Source organism: Rickettsiales endosymbiont of Stachyamoeba lipophora, from assembly GCF_003932735.1.
GTDB lineage: Bacteria > Pseudomonadota > Alphaproteobacteria > Rickettsiales > 33-17 > RICK01.
On the sequence record NZ_CP033611.1, the window covers coordinates 160,443 to 179,758 of the forward strand.

Here is a 19,316-nt window from a genome sequence, read left to right on the forward strand (position 1 = left end):
TTAACATTTTAATTTTATATTACTAGAGAGAAAAAATGACACTAGCTCCGTCAAAGAGAAATTTTATTACTCCTATTAAATCTTATATACAGGATAACAGCTTTGATACAGAGTTAACTGGCTACTTAAGTAAAAGTAGTAAATTTCTATCAACATTGCAAGAATTCTTGCTTTCACAAAAGATTACAGATGAATCAAAAAGGGAGGCAACACATTCTAAGTTATTTCAAGTTTTTAGTTCCACGGTTGAAGGTTCACAACAAAGAAGATTCCCCTCTCTTCAAGTTACAGCTTTATCTTACCAAACTATATTTTTAAAATTAAGCGATTTAATTAGGTCTAATCAACTCACTTCATGCTTAATTTATTTTAGCTTTTCTGCATCTAAACTAACTGAGTTTCATAAGCAGCTTAATAATGATTCAGGATTACAAAACATATGGGTAGATACTGCGTTTGATAGTTTTTTATATGAAGTTAGCCATAAAGCGTTGATTTGCACAGCCTCATCTACAAACAACTTAGTGTTAAATACATCCAATATTGATAAAAGCTTTATTGTAGAAAATGAAAATTCAATTCCAGAAGAATTTTTAATTGTTCTTCAAACCGAAAAAGGACCTTATCTAATAAATTTTAGCTTTGGTGAAGGTGATTTAGATATTTATAATCCCAAAAAAGTTTATATGGGAGATAAAACATTCTTTGAAAAACAGGCAAGATTAGGCTATTTAGACAGAAATTTTTCTTATACTAGTGCTACCATAGCAGGCTCATCAACCAATATCTCTGTTACCTTAGATGCTTTACTAAGTGAAGCCAAAGAAAAAATGAAGGATGCAAAATCACAGGAAACTCACAAGACACACCCTGTTGCATCTCAAACAACATCTAGAATAAGGTCGGAAAATAAACAGATAAATATCAGCACTGATGATAGCTTGCGAAAAAAGTTTGCCCGAGATAAATTCCAAGAAACGCAAAAACCCAGCTCTTCTGGCAGATTACTACAAAGATTAGCTCAAGATCAATCCCAAACACTACAAAAATAATGGCCACATTGATCAAGTCATTTTTTAGTAAGTTATTCCCTATTTTACCGCATGAACGACAAAAGTTCATCCTATTTGCTTTTATCATGTTTGGCATTTTATATATTGGCGGTTCACTTAGAAGTATTAAAGATAGCATCATTGTACCATCAATTGGTTCAATTTATTTAAGCTTTATTGATCTTTACTGGGTGCTTCCCTCTTCTGTTGGCTTTACTATTCTTTATACCAAACTTACTAACATCCTTAGTAGGAACCAAATTTTCATTGGGGTCTTAGTAATTTATGCATGCTTTTTTATAGTGTTTGGTTATAATATTTATCCAGCGTTTACTGCTACAATTTATCCCGAATTCACTCCAACCACTACTAGCGAATATCTTTCAGTTCTGTGGCAAAAGTTGCCACTTACTATTTTTGCGGTCTCGGTTGAACTGTGGTCACCTATTATCTTGGTGTTATCTTTCTGGCAATTTATTAATAGTAATGTTTATATTGCTCAAGCCAAAAGATTTTACCCTTATCTGGGTTTAATAAGTAATTTCGCTTTGATTATTGCCGGAATTATGATCCGAGAACTAAGTTATGCTCTCTCTGATTTAGCATTTATTACCGTAAACATGACGATACTTGCTTCAATTATCGTGGGAATAATAATGTTACTCACTTATACCAACAATTATCTTGAACAACTCGATGAACCTGAACTTAAAGCATTTAAAACTCCTGACAGTAAACTAAAATTGACCGTATGGGAGAGTATCAAGGTAATTACCACATCTAAATATCTGCTACAAATTTTTATCATGATTATATGTTATGGAGTAATCAATAACATTATGGAAATTAGACTTAAAGAAATTGCTAAAGAGCTTTACACCACTCAAAATGCTTATGCTTCTTTTATGGGACTATTTATTAGTAGTATTGGAGTGGCTACCATACTAATGATGTTAGTTGGCGGATACATGCTAAGAAATTATGGTTGGAAGGTTACAGCCTTTACTCCGCCAATTATAGCTCTAATCACCTCAATAATCTTTTTCAGCATGAATATCCTAAAAAATCTTAATTCTCTTATAGATTATCATTTATTTCTTCAAATTACGGTGATAGTTGGGGCTCTGTCTTTAATATTTATTAAATCAAGCAAATATAGTTTATTTGATAATACCAAAGAAATGAGCTATATTCCTCTACCCAATGAATTAAAGATTAAGGGTAAAGCAGCTATAGACTTAATTGGTACTAGAATTTCCGACTCAGGTGGTGCTGCTATTCAGTCTTCGTTAATCATTTTAATTTCTGCAGCTCATATGAATTTATATATTTTAGCAGTAGGAATTAGTTGTATAATGATTTGTGCTTTATGGTTAAAAGCCGTTAAAACCCTAAATATCCTTTATCATCAAGAGCTTGAAAAACATCAGTCACATTAAATAAATTCATTCATTATGAAAATTACTATTACACAGAAAATTGGTTTTGATTCAGGTCATAGAATAATTGGTCATGAAACTAAATGTAAATATTTACATGGTCATCGCTACACAGCTGAATTTACCTTTGAAGCTGAAGAGCTGGATCCGCTCGGGCGTATAATTGATTTTGGTATTATTAAGGAAATTTTAAATAATTGGATTAATACATATTGGGATCATAATGTGATTTTAGCTAACGGTGATGAGAAGCTAGCAAACAGTATAAAACTAGCTACTAATCAAAAACCTTACATGCTCCCTTTTAACCCTACCGCTGAAAATATGGCTGTTTATCTATTAAACGATGTTTGTCCTAAATTATTTTCTTCATATGAAGTACGCTGCATAAAAGTCAGATTATATGAAACTCCAAATTGTTACAGTGAAGCAACCTTTTAAGAAATAATTTATTTAGATATTATTTAAGTAATTTTATTGCTTATTTTCAATTTAGATATTAAACTTGCGTTAAATTTTCAGACCGTACAAAATTCTTAGCGTGGGAGCAATATAACGTGCAACTTGTAACAGATTCGCCTTTTACTAAGTTCGTAACTTTTTTCTTTCCTATTCATCGCAATGAAAGAAAAAAGTTTTTATTAATGACTTTCCTAATGTTTTCAATTTTGTATATTTATAGCACATTACGGGCTATAAGAGATAGTATCATTGTTCCAGAGCTTGGCTCAATTTACCTCACTTTTATTGATCTATATTTTGTAGGGCCAATATCTATATTATTTAGTATCCTTTATGCAAAGCTAACCAACAGTGTTAGACGCGAATATATTTTTTATTTTATTATAGGTTTTTATTTTATAGCTATCAACTTATTTGGATTTGTATTTTATCCTAATATTGAATATTTCCACATGAGCGATGAAACTATTAATCAAATTAGCGACCAAAGTCCTAATTTTAAGTTTTTTGTAGTTTTAATTGGCAAATGGTGCTTTACCTTTTGGGGAGTACTGGTAGAAATGTGGATGCCAATTACTTTCATTTTACTATTTTGGCAATTTGCAAACCATGTAATCAGCTCAGATCAAGCTAGAAGATTTTACCCTACTTTTGGTATTTTAGGTAATTTTTCTCATATTTTCTCAGGGCAAGTGATTAAGATCACTAGCAAAAGTTTAAGTACTATTGCCTTCATTCATTTTAATATGTTTTTAATGAGTGGTTTTATGATTGCCATGGTTGGCATGTTTTATTTAGTAAATCGCCATGTTAGCGTGATTTATCATAATAAAATTGATATGACTTCCAAATTAAAATTACCTATTAAAGAAAGTATTAAAGTTATTCTCAGTTCTAAATATTTATTATATGTATTCACTATGATAGTTGGATACGGCGTAATTAACAATATCCTTGAAATTCAATGGAAATCCAAGCTGAACCAGCTATACACCGACACTAATCAATATGCTCACTTCATGGGAAATTTCAGTATCATGAGCGGTGTAACGCTTATTATCCTCAGCATCGTATCAAGCAACGTGGTTAGAAGAGCAAAATGGCGTACTGCCGCAAAAATTCCTGCTTTTATTGCGCTACTTGCTTGCTTAACCTTCTACCCGCTTAATGTATTTGAAGAATATATTAGCCCTACTCTCACAGTATATATTAGTTCATATTTACATTTGTTATGCATAGTTAGCACCGCATCTATATTAATGATGAAATGCAGTAAGTTTACCTTCTTTGATAATACAAGGGAGATGGTCTACATTCCATTAGAGCCAGAACTTAAGGTAAAAGGAAAAGCGGTAGTGGATCTTCTGGGTAGTAAATTCACTATTGCTGGTGGTTCCTTCTTACAATCTTCAATTATTATGCTCTTTCCGATGATAAATCAAAAGTTATATTCGGGTATTTTAGGTTGCTTTTCTTTAGTCATGGCGATCTTATGGCTTACCGCTATTAATAAGCTCAATAAAGAATATAACTCCCTACTCATTAAAAAAATTAACAACTCTATGTAACAAAGTTTTAAAATTTTATAGTAAAGTTTTAAAACTTTGCTATCTTCCTAGTAATTATTTCAGGAGGATAGATGAGTTTGGCAAATCTCTTCAATATGTTTAGGATTTATACTAATCCTAGAATTCTAGCAATGGCTTTGCTAGGACTAACTTGTGGGTTGCCTCTTGTACTTACCGGCTCTACTTTAAGCATGTGGTTTACTGAAATTGGAGTGGAAAAAAGCACCATTGGTTTGTTTGCAATAGTAACCATTCCTTATTCACTTAAATTTCTGTGGGCACCAATTATAGACTTTGTGCCCTTACCTTATTTAAGTGATGCTTTGGGTAGAAGAAAATCATGGATTATTTTAAGTCAAGCTCTACTTATTGTCAGTTTAGTATTATTAGGATTTTCCAAACCAGAAAATAGATTGTTGTTTACCGCTTTAATCTCGATTGCGGTTGCATTTTTTTCAGCAACTCAAGATATTGTAGTGGACGCTTACAGGCTAGAATTACTAAACAAAAATCAGCAAGCTCCTGGAATTGCCGCTTATATTGTAGGCTACCGTATTGGTATGTTAATCTCAGGCGCCGGAGCTTTGTTTATGGCTGAGGTAATTGAATGGTCAACTGTTTATACTATTATCTCCTTAATCATCATGGTTAGTATGAGCATTGTATTTTTTATGGCCGAGCCAGATGTAGAGATTAAAAAGGTGTTCTTTTCAAGCAACGTATTCATGCGCCGCAAAGAAAAAGCCGCAATGATAATTCTAAGGAAAACAATCATTGCTCCTTTCAAAGATTTTATGCAAAAAAATCATTGGCTATTAATCTTAATTTTTATTATGTTTTTTAAACTGGGGGATGCCTTTGCAGGCCACATGGCCAATCCTTTTTATGTAGAGCTTGGTTTTAGTAAAACTGAAATTGCAACCATTGTAAAAACCTATGGTCTTTTAGCTACCCTGCTTGGCACTACTCTTGGTGGGAGCATTATTTATCGTTATGGATTAGCTAAAGGAGTATTGGTATGCGGTATACTGCAGGCCTTATCCAATTTATTCTATATTCTTCAAAACGAAGTGGGATATAATACTTTAATACTCGCCCTTACAATTAGCGTCGAAAATCTGGTAGGTGGCATGGGGAGTGCAGCATTACTTGCCTATTTAAGTAGATTATGTAATAACCCTCAATTTACTGCTACTCAATATGCTTTACTTAGTTCCACTGCATCGCTTGGCAGAACATTTTTATCTTCCAGTTCTGGATTTGTAGTTGACAGTTTTGGTTGGAACAGCTTTTTTATAATAAGTACTATACTTGCCTTGCCTGCTCTATTTATCTTTATTTTTATTAACCGTAAGAAGTTTGTGTAAATTATATGAAAAAATTACTTAGATTATTAGTTATATCCTGTTCTTTTATTAACCTTGCCTTAGCTAATACCGCAGGTTATTATAACGATCCCACAATTTTTGAAGAAAAAATCGTCTTTATCAGCGAGAACGATTTATGGTTAACTGATACAAAAGGCACTACCGCTCAGCGATTAACAAGTTACTATTCAGAAATTTTTTCACCTATTTTCTCTCCTGATGGTAAGCAAATCGCTTTTTCAGGCTCACATGAAGGTTATGGTGAGTTATATTTACTTGATTTAGAAACTTTAAAAACCAAAAGGTTGACCCACTTAGCTAGCAACGTAAGAGCTATAACTTGGATAGGGCATAAAATTTATTTTTCATCGATTACTCCTAAAAAAAACGAATATACGCTTAGTCATATTAATTATTATGATCTAGCTCATGACCAAGTAGTTACGCTACCTTATGGCCCAGGTAGCTTCATTGCCATTAAGGATAATGTAACAGCTTTACAAAGACATAATTACCCAAGAGATTATGCATATCTTAAAGGTTATAAAGGTGGTACGAAAGGAGATTTATGGATTAGCTTGGATGGCCAGCATGAATTTAAGGAATTGGTTAAACTTGAAGGAAACATTTTTAGACCTTTAATCATCAATGATCGTGTATATTTCCAATCTGACCACGAAAATCATGGGAATATTTATTCAGTTAAATTTGATGGCAAAGATCTGAAGTTAGAAGATAAAAATGATCAAGGCTATTATATAAGAGGCATATCTACTGACGGTAAAAACATTGTTTATACTGCAGGTGGAGAAATTTATTTTTATGATACTCTCAACAAGCAAAGCAAAAAAATTGAAGTTAAGCTGAACTCAAATCAAGCGGCCAGAGAAAGAGAATTTAAAAATAACAAATTTTTAACTGAAAAATGGAGCGCACACCCAGAAAAAAACTATTTGGCTCAAATTGTTAGAGGCAAAGCCGTTATTAGCCATTATTTTGATGGTAGTTTCTTTGAAGTGGGTAACCCATATTTTAGATATAAACATATTGCCTGGCTTGAGAATGGCGAAGCAATTGCCCTCTCTTCCAAGCACAAAAAGGGTGATACTGTTGAAATTTATGATAGCGAAGATTTAAGCTTAAAACATAATTTTAATTATTTTGATTTTGGTAGAATTACTGATATTAGCCCATCTCATAAAGAAAAAAAGTTTACGGTAATTAATAATAGGGGAGAAATTTTTATTGTTGATTATTCTCCAAAAAACAAAGGTATTAAGAAGATTGACAAATCACAATTTGGATATATTGCCGCTGCAAATTGGTCAGCAGACGATTTATATCTTACCTATACTGTTGCAACTGAAGATTTTTTTCAAAAAGCCGTTAACAAATTATATTCAGTTAAGGAAGGTAACATATTTAATTTGAATGATAATATATACAACAATTCTAGTGCGATTATCAGTGAAAATAATGAATATGTATTTTTCTTATCAAATCGTGATTATATACCTTATAGGGACCAATATGAATGGAATTTTATTTATCCATTTTCCCTTAAACCTTATTTGGCTACTTTAAATTATGATTTAAGCAATCCCTTTAATAAAATTAATGATTTAAAAAAAACTACTCCTAAAGAAAAGAAGCAGATTATTAATGTTAAACGAATCAATGAAAGGGCCGTTCGTTTTCCAATAGGAATTGCTAATTACCATGCCATTTATACCCACGGGCAAAATATTTGGTTTTTAGCCACCTATCCCACTCCTGCAATAGGCCAAGAACAATATAACCCGGAGCATAAATCCTCAGTTTACAGTTTAGTGCATTATGATTTAGCTAAGCAAAAACTTTCCCCGGTTATAGATGGAATTGATGGAGCCGAATTAACCAACAACGGTCAAAATTTTGTAGTACAAATTGAAGGACAATATTTAAGGCTTATTAACTCTCAACCAGGTGGCAATCAACCTGCATCATACCCGATTAAAGCCTATGATTACAATAAAGAAAGCGGATGGATTAATCTTGATTTCAATTTAAAAGTTGATCGCAATCTTGAATGGGCACAAATTTTTAATGAAGCTTTCTTTTACCAAAAAGAAAAGTTTAATAATCCGGTAAAAAAAATTGATTGGGATTATATCTATAATAAATATCGTCACCTAGTTAATCGCATTAGTTCTCGTACTGAGCTCAATGATTTGCTCTGGGAAGTCTATGGAGAACTAGGCACTTTACATGCTTATGTAATGGGTGGTGACTATGATAATAAAGCATTCTACCCTATTGCCCGCTTAGGCTGTGAATTTGAATATGATAGTAACTATAAAGCCTATAGAATTAAGAATTTAGTCCAAGGTGATTATAATTTAACTGATCGTTCCAATCCATTACTGAATCCTGGGGTAAATATTAGAGAGAATGATTTGGTTTTTGCTATTAATTATCAACAATTGAGCAAAGATTATACTCCGGAGCGAGCCTTACTTAATGTAAGTCATAAACGACCTATTTTAATTGAAACTGCCTTTGCTAAAGGTAAAAACAAAAGAATTGTAAAAGTTGAACCTTTACCAAGCAGTAGAACTATGTACTACAGTCAGTGGGTAAAAAAGAACCAAGATTACGTTACTAAACATACTGATGGCAAAATTGGTTATATCCATATTCCTGATATGACCGCCTTTGGCTATAATGAATTTTTTAGATCTTACATGAACCAACTAAAAAAAGATGGGTTAATTATTGATATTAGATTTAATACTGGCGGGCATGCTTCAGGGTATATTTTAGATAAAATTAAACGGGAACTGATCGGTCATTTTGAGCATAAACAATTTGGCAAGTTTTCTTACCCTGATAATTCTTCTACTGGTAAAATGGTATTACTTAATAACCAATTCACTGCATCAGACGGCGATATTATGACCCATGTATTTAAAACCTATAAATTAGGACCGGTCATTGGTATGCGCACTTGGGGCGGTATTATAGGAATTGACTTTAATGGATATCTTCCGGATGGCGGAATTACTTCTCAACCTGAATATTTAATGAAATTTTTTAATGATGATTATAAAATTGAAAATTTTGGTGTAGAACCTGATATCGAGGTAGATATAACCCCAATGGATTATAAAAATAATAAAGATCCACAATTAGATAGGGCAATTCAAGAGATTAAAGCTATTGTAGATAGCACAACAAAATGATCTAAAAATTGTGTATATCTAAAGGATTTCAAGAAGTAGCATAAGGAAATATTGACCAAGCAGCACGCCAATGTATAAATATTTGAGCGTGCTGCGGCTAACACATATTTAATAAAATCTACTTTATGAAAATCACCCTAGATTGCTTATCATTATTTTTAAGATTCTATACAACCTAAACTTTTAGCATAATCAAAAATATAAGAATCTTAGATCGTATAAGCATTGCTTAGCCTACCCAACTTTATAGTTAAGAGGAAGTAAAGCAATAATCACAACACGCTAAACTGAGTTATTAAATTTAGAGAAAACTTTTCTGAAATATATTATTTTCCCAAAGAAACATTAGGCTTCTTTCAAAACCGTGAAAAAAGAGAAGTTTTTAGAAAAAATACAGATGAGGAGAGCAGAGCTTATTTAACATCAATTAGCAACAAGACTTAATATAATATTAAAATTACCTTTTATGCTTAGTTTTATAAGCAGGATAGCTAAATAATCTAATTGATATGATGCTTATCTAACCTTATCACTTTTTTATTATCTATTAAACTAACAGAACAATGTTCATGCAATCAAAATAACCCACGAAACTATGAGAAGCTTGCTGAGTAAGTTTGATTTTGTATATCTTGATCTTGGTCTTGATTGCGTGGATTTCTTTTCATTATAAGAGAGGTTTTGCTTTTTTTCGTTGTCTCCTGTGCATCTTTTATCAATACTTGCAATTTATCTTTAATAGTTTGATCTATATTATTTCTATCTGTATAGGCAAAATTTGCTAATAATTGCCATGTTTCTCTTACATGATGATTATAATGAAGGTAAGCACCATTTTCTGCTAATAAAAGTACTACATTCCAATGATGTCTTCTGGCAGCACACATAATTGGTAATATATTATTTTTATCTTTAGTATTAACAAATTTAATATCTGACTTAAAAGAATCTAGTAACTTCTTTATCAATACTATATCCCCTCTGAAGGCTGCATAATGTAACACATTACGTCCAAAAGAGTCTGTTTGGTTAATCAGTTCTTCTCTAAATTCATTAGGTATTAAATCTACCAAGCTTGCTAGCAATAAATTATACTCATAAAAAGCCGCCCAATGCAGAATATTCCACTTAAATTCCCTATTTTTTGATAATATACTTTCTTTAATTTCAGGAGTAGCTTTAGCAATAAGCTGATTAACCGCTTCAATAAGCTTAAATAAGTTTTCATTATCTACATTTACTCCTAAAAGCTTTTTACTTACCTGATAATCTGTAGTATTAGGCATATTTCTTCCTTTTAATAATTTAATTAACAAACCATATAGCTTCAAAAATATATTTTTAATAATATATTTGATTATTTATATGCACATTTAAATTTTTATATTTTTTGAGATTCTACGGCTAATAATAAATATTATTGTTATTAATTTAAATAAGATTGCTAAAATAATATTGTCATCTAAATTTTTTGCAAAAAAAGTTGAAGGAATAGCTTTAGGTATATAGCTTTCAAGCACTGCTTCATGGTTTAATTTAGTAAAAGATATTATCTTTCCATATGCATCAATTACCGTTGATATACCCGTATTGGCTGCTCTTACTAACGGCAAACCTAACTCCACAGCTCTTAACCTACTCATATGAAAATGATGATAAGGTCCAAAACTATCACCGAACCAGCCATCATTAGTAATATTAATTATTAAATCATATTTAACATTTGGATTTAAATTATGTTTAGGAAAAATGGCTTCATAACATATTAATGGTAAAATAATAAGATTATCAAGAATAAGGTATGAATTCTCACTACCAGGAGAATAATCGATTTGCCCAGGAGTTACCTTATCAATAGGCAATATATCTCTAAAAGGTATGAACTCACCAAACGGAACTAATTTAGTTTTATTGTATATCTTATGTTCTAAATGATTATTGGTAGAAAGGATGTACAAACTAGTCCATAAATTTAATATCTCATTTTGCACCATATTAACTTGAATGGCGCCAGTTAATAAATAAGAATTTGCCGGTAGATTGTTAATAATAAACTTTTTAAGGTCAGCAAATTGATTAAGTGCATAAGGAACAGCTGATTCCGGCCAAATAATAATATCATTAACTCTAGCATTCGCCTTAGTTAAATGAATATGTTTAATAAATTCTTGATATTTTCGCTGCTCATCCCATTTGAGTTCTTGCTTAATATTCGCTTGAATGATCTTAACTGATTTATTAGTAAATTCGGGGAACGCCGGCAATCTATAATACCCAAAGATATATATAGCAGCCATAATCAGCACAGCACTTAATAATTTATATAAAGAATTATGAATAATAGCATAATAAAGAATAGTACCAATTAAGATACTAACAAAGCTAAGAATATATATTCCTCCAAAGCTTGCTATCTGAATTAGTTCATCATTAAAAGCTAAGCTATATCCTATTAAGTTCCAAGGAAAACCAGTTAATATTTTGGCCCTTAAAATTTCACAAATTACAAAAATAGCAGGAAAGCCAATAATAACACCTAAAACATTACCTTTATGCACAAACTTCTTAGCTATAAAGGCGGCAAGCGCAGGATAAATGGCTAAAAACCCTGGCAAAACAGTTAAAGCAAATGGAATCATCCACCAAAATTTTTCCAGTTCAATCACTAATGAATAACATATCCAATAACAATTCCCAATAAAATGCCCTAAAGAAAGCATCCATGCTTTTTGAAAAAGCGGAAGTAATGCATCATTATGCTCAATAATATAAACTAAAGTAACGATATATAAAATAATTAGCGGATAGATAAATAAGGGGGCAAAACCAAATGATGATAAAATTCCTACTACTATAAGACTAAGATAAGAATATAAATTATTATTATTTAAAAAACTAAGGAGTTTAAACATATTGAATGTATTTAGAGTTAAATTTAGTGATAAATCTCTTATGAAACTAAACATAAAAGGTAACTTTAGTATTAAATTAAGTCTCGGACCTCATTTATTGTTAAATAAGCTTCGTTCCTCATCTACATTTTTCCTAAAAACTTCTCTTTTCTCACGGTTTTGAAAGAAGCCTAATGGATTGTAACGTCATAGAACTTATAGTACAACTATATTTAAAAAGTAATCATAAAAAACAAGCCAGCAAGAAATAATACTTAAGTGAGAGAAAGCTAAAGAGCAAAAAGCTGCAGAGATTAAGAAAGTTATTTGCAAGCTTGCCAATCAGATTTTTTAATTCGATATAATATATGAGGTGATAATCTGTGCTCCTTTGGAATTTTAGGATGCTTAAAATCACTATTAGAATCACGCTTCATTCCCAGCTTTTCCATTACTCTTATTGATCTTTGATTTGCTGCTACAGTAAAAGCTAATATTTCATTTAGATCAATTTTATTAAAACCATAATCTAAGCAAGCTCTGGCACCTTCAGTAGCATAACCTTTACCCCAGTGTTTAGAAGATAATCTCCAGCCAATCTCCACGCATGGAGTAAAATTAGCTTTAAAGCTAGGAACGTTTAAACCAATAAAGCCTATTAATTCTCCTCGGTTTCTTCAATCATAGCTGCCCATAATCCAAAATTAAGCTGGTCGGTAGCCTGGTTAGCTTCTTCAGTAAAAGTTTTTGATACATTAATATCCATTGAACCTCTAAGATACTCAATTACCTTAATGTCTTGATTAATACGCATAAAAGGTTCTATATCTGTATCAACCCACTTGCGTAAAATAAGTCTTTCAGTTTTTATCATATTATATATCCTCTAAACTTTATATCAATCCTCAAAATATCGAGCTATCCATATTATCTTCGAAATATCAACATGGGGATAGAATACTCCTAACATAGCACCAATCTCTCATTCTTTGATGACTATCGCCTGTAAGTTTAACTACTAAAGGACTATCTACTTTAAGATTTTATACAATTCACTAATATTAGGATGCAGGATCTATTATAATCAATTCAGGCGTAAAATCACCATGAATAAGTACTTTTTGCTTGCTTGTTATAAGTAATTCATTACATAAATTTTGAGGTTTTTTAAGATACCCATCTGGCAAGCCTAAATCTTATCCATCACCTATATAAAAAATTTAGTTAACTAATACTATTACAAAATTTAAATTCCTTGAATTAATAGCTGGCTTAATTTGAATGTCCGAACCATTTTTTTTACTGATAGCTCCTATTAATATTCCTGAAGGAAAATTATCAATTTCAGCACTAGTAAAAACAAGCTCTCCTTCTTCAATACTATTATCTTCTGGAATATATTCAAGGTTAAGGGTTTCAAACCGCTCGCCAACTGCTACGCCCCTTTCACGGCTTTTTTCCGTTATTACAGGAATTCTAGAATTAAAATCAGTTACTAACAATACTTTAGCAAAGTTACTTCCTACTTCAATTATCCTTCCTACTAAACCATTATTATGCAGGACTATTTGATTTTTCTTTATACCATCTTCTTCGCCACCATTTAAGTATAAAATCTTATTAAAAGAATTATCTACTAGATATGCAGCGCGCACAGTTTTAAATTTAAACTTTTTGTCAGCAACCGCATTTAATAATTTTTGTAAATCTTTATTTTCTTGATCAAGATGCTTAGTTAGCAAATAGTAATATTCCAGTTTATGTTTTTGTTCTCTTAAATACTTATTTTCTTTATTTAACTTAGATAAATCTTTAATAAAGCCAAACGAATCATAAACTGTTGAAAAACTATTATTGATTATTCCCACCGGGGTAGCAAGCTTATCAGTGACACATTTTTTAACAGCAAGGTAGGTGCCTTGATTAGAGGCATCTAGGTATATTACCAAAACAATAAGCAGGCTAAGAATATAAGCCCATAGCTTTTTAAAGTATAAGCTTAATACTCTCCAATACCTACTTGTTAAGAAAAACATATAATAATATTATTTAATCCTGTTTAAACAAAACATGTTGTAGCTTTTTCATATTTTCAAGCACTTTACCAGTGCCAATGGCTACACAAGATAATGCATCATCAGCTACAAATACCGGTAAACCTGTTGCATCTCTTAATACTATATCAAGATTTTTGAGTAATGAACCACCACCAGTAAGCACAATTCCCTTATCCACAATATCAGATGACAGTTCAGGAGGAGTGCATTCCAATGCAATTTTAACCGCTTCAACCACCTGGCTTACAGGCTCCACTAAACTTTCAGCAATTTGATATTCATTTAAAGTAATTTCTTTAGGCACGCCATGAATAAGATCTCGTCCTTTAATTTCCATTGATTTACCAATGCCATCTTCTGGAACACAAGCTGCGCCAATAGTTTTTTTAATTTTCTCAGCTGTTGACTCTCCAATCAGCAAATTATGATTACGCCTAATGTAAGATATAATGGCCTCATCCATCTTATCCCCACCTACTCTTACTGAGCGAGCATAAACTATACCACCTAACGATAATACCGCCACTTCAGTAGTACCGCCACCAATATCTACAATCATTGATCCTGTAGGTTCCGTAACGGGCAAATCAGCTCCAATTGCCGCTGCCATTGGTTCTTCAATTAAATATACTTCACGAGCACCAGCAGATTCTGCTGCATCCTGAATTGCTCTTCTCTCCACTGGAGTTGAACCGGAAGGTACACAAACAATAATTAATGGACCTGTAAAGCTTCTACGATTATGCACCATACGAATAAAGTGCTTAATCATTTCTTCAGCACCTTTAAAATCAGCTATGACCCCATCTTTAAGCGGTCTAATTGCTTCAATTTCAGCTGGAGTTCTTCCAAGCATCATTTTAGCTTGATGTCCAAAAGCATAAGGTTTAGTAGTGCCGTTTTCTTTATATAATGCAACTACAGAAGGCTCGTTTAAGACCACCCCTCTACCTTTAACATAAACTAAAGTATTAGCGGTTCCAAGGTCAATTGCCATGTCACTAGACATGAAGCCAAGAAGTTTAGAAAACATTGAGATGCTCTTTAATAATTTTTAACTTGTTTTAATAATATAAAAGCGCTTTAATTTTATCACAAGCATTTTATTTTTATAGAAAAATTAATTTTTATGAGCAGTTTAACTAATTTTTACGAATCTTTAATTATCGGCATCGTTCAGGGGCTTACTGAATTTTTACCTATATCTTCTACTGCACACATCAATTTGCTAGGCAGCCTGCTTGGTTCAAGCATTTCAACGCAATTAATTTTTGAAACTTTTTTGCATTTTGGAAGCCTATTCGCTTTAATTTTTTTCTATCGGCAAAATATTTTAAGTATCTTAAAAAATTTTTATGTTAAAAATCATCCTGATCAAAAGTTATTTTTAAAATTAATTGTGGCATTTCTACCAGTAGTTATTATTGGCGGGCTATTCGGCTCACAATTAAAAGCTATTTTTACCGAAGAAATTATACCTCTAAGTCTTATTATAGGAGGAATAATTATGATTATAGTTAATCTGTTTGCTAAAAAGAACCACCATCTAAGTGGAAATATGTATAATTTAAGCTTTACTCAAGCTTTAACTATAGGTATAGCACAAACAATTGCTATTATTCCAGGCGTATCCAGATCAGGTGCCACTATTACCACCGGAGTAATAGCTGGACTTAGTCCTATACAGGCATTTGATTTTTCTTTTTTACTGGCAATACCCACTATTTTTGCAGCAAATTGTTATAGTTTAACTAAAGAAATTAATCATTTTAACAGCTCATTAGTAGTAATATCATTATTTGGCGCATTTGCTGCGTTCATATTTAGCCTTCTCAGCTTTAAATTAGCTAGGAAAGCTTTTATAAAATTTAAATATACTTTAGCTTGCTTTGGAATTTATCGGATTGTTCTAGCTTTATTTTTATAAAGTACTTATTTATTGATCAAATGAAAATTTAACATTCATTAGGTTAATTTTATATTAATCTTATTATTTGGCTTTATCAAAATGTTATATAACGATATAATCAAAATAAATACCCACCCATTACATAACTAATATTCAAAAACTACTATTCAAAATAGGATTTGATTATGGCACTTTATTCAGACGCAACCAAGCAACGAATTGCTCCTTATATCAACACATTAATGTTATTTTCTTATGAGCTAGAAGATTTTGGCACACCTGAAATAAATAATAATAGTGAAAAAATAGAGTGGCTTATTTCACAAGCAAAAAAGATTATTGATAATGAACCTATTGATAATAACCTCCCTCTTTCTGAAATCTTATCTTCTATTAAGTCATATTATCTTACGCCAAGCAATTATAATAGATTAGATGAATTTTGCAAAGGACCTTGCGGTGAAACCATAGTAAACAATGGCATAGTTAGAGAAATCTTAGCTGAGGCTTTAATAAGAAATATTATATTCTTACGCCGAAAGGAAGCAGGAGATTTAAATGTATTAAACGATGAGGCTATTGAAAAAGAATTTGCTAACTTCATATTTAGCATTCAGGAAAACCAAGATAATCCTCAACAAGCTGATAATTATCAATACGTTATTAATCGTGCATTTACCGCAGAAGAGCAACAATTTTTAACTCAAAACCAACTTTCTACTGACAATGTTAATAATTACATTGGGAATTTTAGAGATAATAACATTTTTAACACTAGGGTGAATAATAATTTATTTAGGGACTTAGCCCGAAGAGATTCAACTATTCAAGATAATTTAGCGCATCTCTCCCATATATTTTCATTACTTGCGGCTTTTGATAATACTAAAATTTCTAAGTTTTTAGCTAAATTACATAATAGTAACATTTTATATTTAATGCTGCTAAGCAAGATCATAACCACCGCAATTTTTACAGGAATTATATTAACTCAACCTTGGATTAATGCTTATAAATACTTAAAGGGACAATGCAGGTTTATAGATATATTTAGACCATTTAAACTTTTAATTATATATATTAAATTGGGATATATAAACAATACTATCGTTACATTTGATAGTGTGTTCATAAGAACATGTAAAATTATACTTTTAACATTATTTAACTTCACCTGGTTTTCATTAACACCCTTTCTAGAAATTCCATACGCTATATTTAAATATGGTTTTATATTTGGGATTAAGCATAACTTAAACGATTTAATTTTAAATATTAAGCACCATGGATTTTGTAATAAAGGAAATTTAATTCATTTAGCCCGCGCTTCTAAAGCCGCAGCCTTTTCGTTAATACCGACTGTTGTTACCTTATCCAGCATCTACTTTAAAGGTAATAAAAATTTACTTTTAGGAATGAAAGAAGGCCTATTACTAACATTAAATTATGCAGGATCATTAGTTTTATTAAGCTTGAGCATACTTGGTGGTGGAATTGCTATAGAAGAATCATTAAACTGCTTGAACAGGACAGCAAGCCTCAATAAAGGGGTATTATGGGCAGGATTTATTACCGACGTATTAAAAAATATGTACAGCTTATTAGATAACAATACTAAATATTATTTATCATACCTCCAACCATATTATGAAGGTGTTGAAAATGATTATCCGGCAGATGCTCAGCATTTTACCGCTCGCCCTCTACAGTTTATAAACAATATAAATCATGGTCTACATAATGAAGAGCAAAATAATGCTACAATATTTGGTTTAAATATTTTAACTCAACGAAATGAACAAGCACAGCTTAATAGATAGGATAGCTATATTTTAGTTAGGTCGCTAATTAAGAGGAATGCTTAATGTTTATACTGAAAAACGGCTCTATAAAAATTGGGGCCGTTTTTTTATATAACTTTTCTCTTATGCTAAAATAGCAAGTCTTTATTTACGTTAGCTACTTAGGATTACTAAGTAAAAAATCTCCCTCACCTCTAACTTTTGCTTTGCCGTCTTTAAAGATAATTTCGTAACTCTTATTAGGTACAATACAGCTTTTGCTTGAAATTAAGTTGCCATCTAAGTCTTTAACTATTGCAAAACCTTTTTCTAAAATTTTGTTATAATCACTAGCTTTAAGCACACTCTCAATTACTTCAAGCCGATGAGCTAACTTTTGGAAATATTGGGAAGCATAATGAGGTATATTAATCTCCACTTTATCTAATGTAGATTGTTTCTGCCATAAGTGGTTGCTAAGCAAGCTTGGTCCTATGTTTGCTGATTGCTTAGTTAAAAACTGAGAGAGGCTATGAAGCTTATTTTGGCATAAAGCATCAATCCTAGATTTAATTAGTGCTATCTTGCTCGCCAGCTCATCAATAATTTGCGAAGGATGCTTTAGTTTAGCAGCAATTAATACCAAATTATTTTCAAGGCTATACAGCTTGCTATCAAAAATGTTAGCAGCATTAACTAGCAAATGCTTGAGATGCCTTTCAATCTCTATTTTAACCGGGGTAGCAAATTCAGCAGCAGCCGTAGGGGTTGGAGCCCGTTTATCAGCTACAAAATCAAGCAAAGTAAAATCTGTTTCATGACCAATGGCTGAAATAATAGGAATTTTAGACTCAAAAGCAGCTCTCACTACCCCTTCATCGTTAAAACCCCATAAGTCTTCAATAGAACCGCCGCCACGTGCAATTATTAAAGTATCAAGTTTAAATTTGTCCGCGTCATTAGCAATCCTAATGGCTTTAATTACTTGTCCAGGACAATCTTCCCCCTGAACTGCTACCGGGAATACAATGATATCACAAGGAAAGCGCTCAGCAATACGATGAAGAATATCTTTTATTACCGCTCCTTTAGGAGATGTAATAACTCCAATAGCTTGAGGAAACTTAGCTAAAGGTTGTTTATGCCGTTCCTCAAACAATCCTTCTTGAGTGAGTGCTTCTTTTCTTTTAGCAAGTAGTGCCATTAATGCACCAATCCCACCTAAAGTAACATTTTCAACAATCATTTGATATTTAGATTGCCCAGGAAAAGTAGTTAAAGAACCGGCACATATTATTTCCATGCCTTCTTCTAATTTCACTCCCAAAGAATTGACTTTAGCACGCCAGCAAATTGCATTTAGGACGGCACCCTCGTCTTTTAAAGAGAAATAAGCATGGCCAGATGCAGCAATTTTTAATCCAGAAATTTCTCCTCGTACCTTTACATAAGAAAATGAAGTATCGATAGTTTTTTTAACTAGATTGGAGAGCTCAGTTACGGTAAGTTCCGGATTGTTAGTGAAGCTTCCTTGGTTAGTTAGATCGTTAGATAATTTCATTGTAATAA

General features: G+C 31.8%; 15 protein-coding genes. 8 read left to right on the plus strand and 7 right to left on the minus strand.

Features of this window, described 5'->3' with window-relative positions; genetic code table 11:
- Nucleotides 1-35 precede the first annotated feature (35 nt).
- From EF513_RS00720 to EF513_RS00745, 6 genes are all read left to right on the plus strand, one after another.
- A complete protein-coding gene (locus EF513_RS00720) occupies nt 36-1,052 on the plus strand; it encodes a hypothetical protein (protein WP_125215502.1) in 1,017 nt (338 codons plus the stop codon).
- A complete protein-coding gene (locus EF513_RS00725; protein ID WP_125215503.1) occupies nt 1,052-2,491 on the plus strand; it encodes an Npt1/Npt2 family nucleotide transporter in 1,440 nt (479 codons plus the stop codon). Before EF513_RS00720 ends, EF513_RS00725 begins: the two co-directional genes overlap by 1 nt.
- A 15-nt stretch (nt 2,492-2,506) precedes the next feature.
- On the plus strand, nt 2,507-2,932 hold the full coding sequence (locus tag EF513_RS00730) for a 6-pyruvoyl trahydropterin synthase family protein (RefSeq protein WP_125215504.1): 426 nt from the start codon (nt 2,507-2,509) through the stop codon (nt 2,930-2,932).
- A 116-nt stretch (nt 2,933-3,048) separates the two neighbouring features.
- A complete protein-coding gene (locus EF513_RS00735) occupies nt 3,049-4,521 on the plus strand; it encodes an Npt1/Npt2 family nucleotide transporter (RefSeq protein WP_125215505.1) in 1,473 nt (490 codons plus the stop codon).
- Nucleotides 4,522-4,592: 71 nt separating this feature from the next.
- Nucleotides 4,593-5,888 carry an AmpG family muropeptide MFS transporter gene (locus EF513_RS00740; RefSeq protein WP_125215506.1) on the plus strand — a complete coding sequence of 432 codons (1,296 nt, stop codon included), beginning with the start codon at nt 4,593-4,595 and terminating at the stop codon, nt 5,886-5,888.
- A gap of 5 nt (nt 5,889-5,893) precedes the next feature.
- On the plus strand, nt 5,894-9,109 hold the full coding sequence (locus EF513_RS00745) for a S41 family peptidase (RefSeq protein WP_125215507.1): 3,216 nt from the start codon (nt 5,894-5,896) through the stop codon (nt 9,107-9,109).
- A gap of 593 nt (nt 9,110-9,702) precedes the next feature.
- Here the strand turns inward: EF513_RS00745 and EF513_RS00750 are convergent.
- The 6 genes from EF513_RS00750 to EF513_RS00770 all read right to left on the minus strand — a co-directional run bounded on the left by EF513_RS00750 (nt 9,703) and on the right by EF513_RS00770 (nt 15,090).
- Complete coding sequence (locus EF513_RS00750; protein WP_125215508.1) at nt 9,703-10,395, minus strand: ankyrin repeat domain-containing protein; 693 nt, start codon at nt 10,393-10,395, stop codon at nt 9,703-9,705.
- Between the two features lie 87 nt (nt 10,396-10,482).
- A complete protein-coding gene (gene lnt / locus EF513_RS00755; RefSeq protein ID WP_164503779.1) occupies nt 10,483-12,021 on the minus strand; it encodes an apolipoprotein N-acyltransferase in 1,539 nt (512 codons plus the stop codon).
- Between the two features lie 302 nt (nt 12,022-12,323).
- Entirely contained in the window at nt 12,324-12,659 is a 336-nt protein-coding gene (locus EF513_RS08000) for a GNAT family N-acetyltransferase (protein WP_206425216.1), read from the minus strand.
- Nucleotides 12,659-12,874: a GNAT family N-acetyltransferase gene (locus tag EF513_RS08005; RefSeq protein WP_206425204.1), complete on the minus strand. Its 216-nt coding sequence runs from the start codon at nt 12,872-12,874 to the stop codon at nt 12,659-12,661. The genes EF513_RS08000 and EF513_RS08005 overlap by 1 nt, the downstream gene beginning before the upstream one ends.
- 346 nt (nt 12,875-13,220) lie before the next feature.
- Nucleotides 13,221-14,036, minus strand: coding sequence for a rod shape-determining protein MreC (gene mreC, locus EF513_RS00765; RefSeq protein ID WP_125215510.1), 816 nt, complete (start codon nt 14,034-14,036; stop codon nt 13,221-13,223).
- A gap of 13 nt (nt 14,037-14,049) precedes the next feature.
- Nucleotides 14,050-15,090: a rod shape-determining protein gene (locus EF513_RS00770; RefSeq protein WP_125215511.1), complete on the minus strand. Its 1,041-nt coding sequence runs from the start codon at nt 15,088-15,090 to the stop codon at nt 14,050-14,052.
- A gap of 96 nt (nt 15,091-15,186) precedes the next feature.
- Here EF513_RS00770 and EF513_RS00775 point away from each other — a divergent pair, with 96 nt between their 5' ends.
- Nucleotides 15,187-15,984, plus strand: a complete 798-nt coding sequence (locus EF513_RS00775; protein ID WP_125215512.1) for an undecaprenyl-diphosphate phosphatase — start codon at nt 15,187-15,189, stop codon at nt 15,982-15,984.
- A 167-nt stretch (nt 15,985-16,151) separates the two neighbouring features.
- Entirely contained in the window at nt 16,152-17,786 is a 1,635-nt protein-coding gene (locus EF513_RS00780; RefSeq protein ID WP_125215513.1) for a hypothetical protein, read from the plus strand.
- Nucleotides 17,787-17,925: 139 nt separating this feature from the next.
- On the opposite strand, the gene xseA is transcribed toward EF513_RS00780, so the two are convergent.
- Nucleotides 17,926-19,308: an exodeoxyribonuclease VII large subunit gene (gene xseA / locus EF513_RS00785; protein WP_125215514.1), complete on the minus strand. Its 1,383-nt coding sequence runs from the start codon at nt 19,306-19,308 to the stop codon at nt 17,926-17,928.
- Between the last annotated feature and the right edge of the window lie 8 nt (nt 19,309-19,316).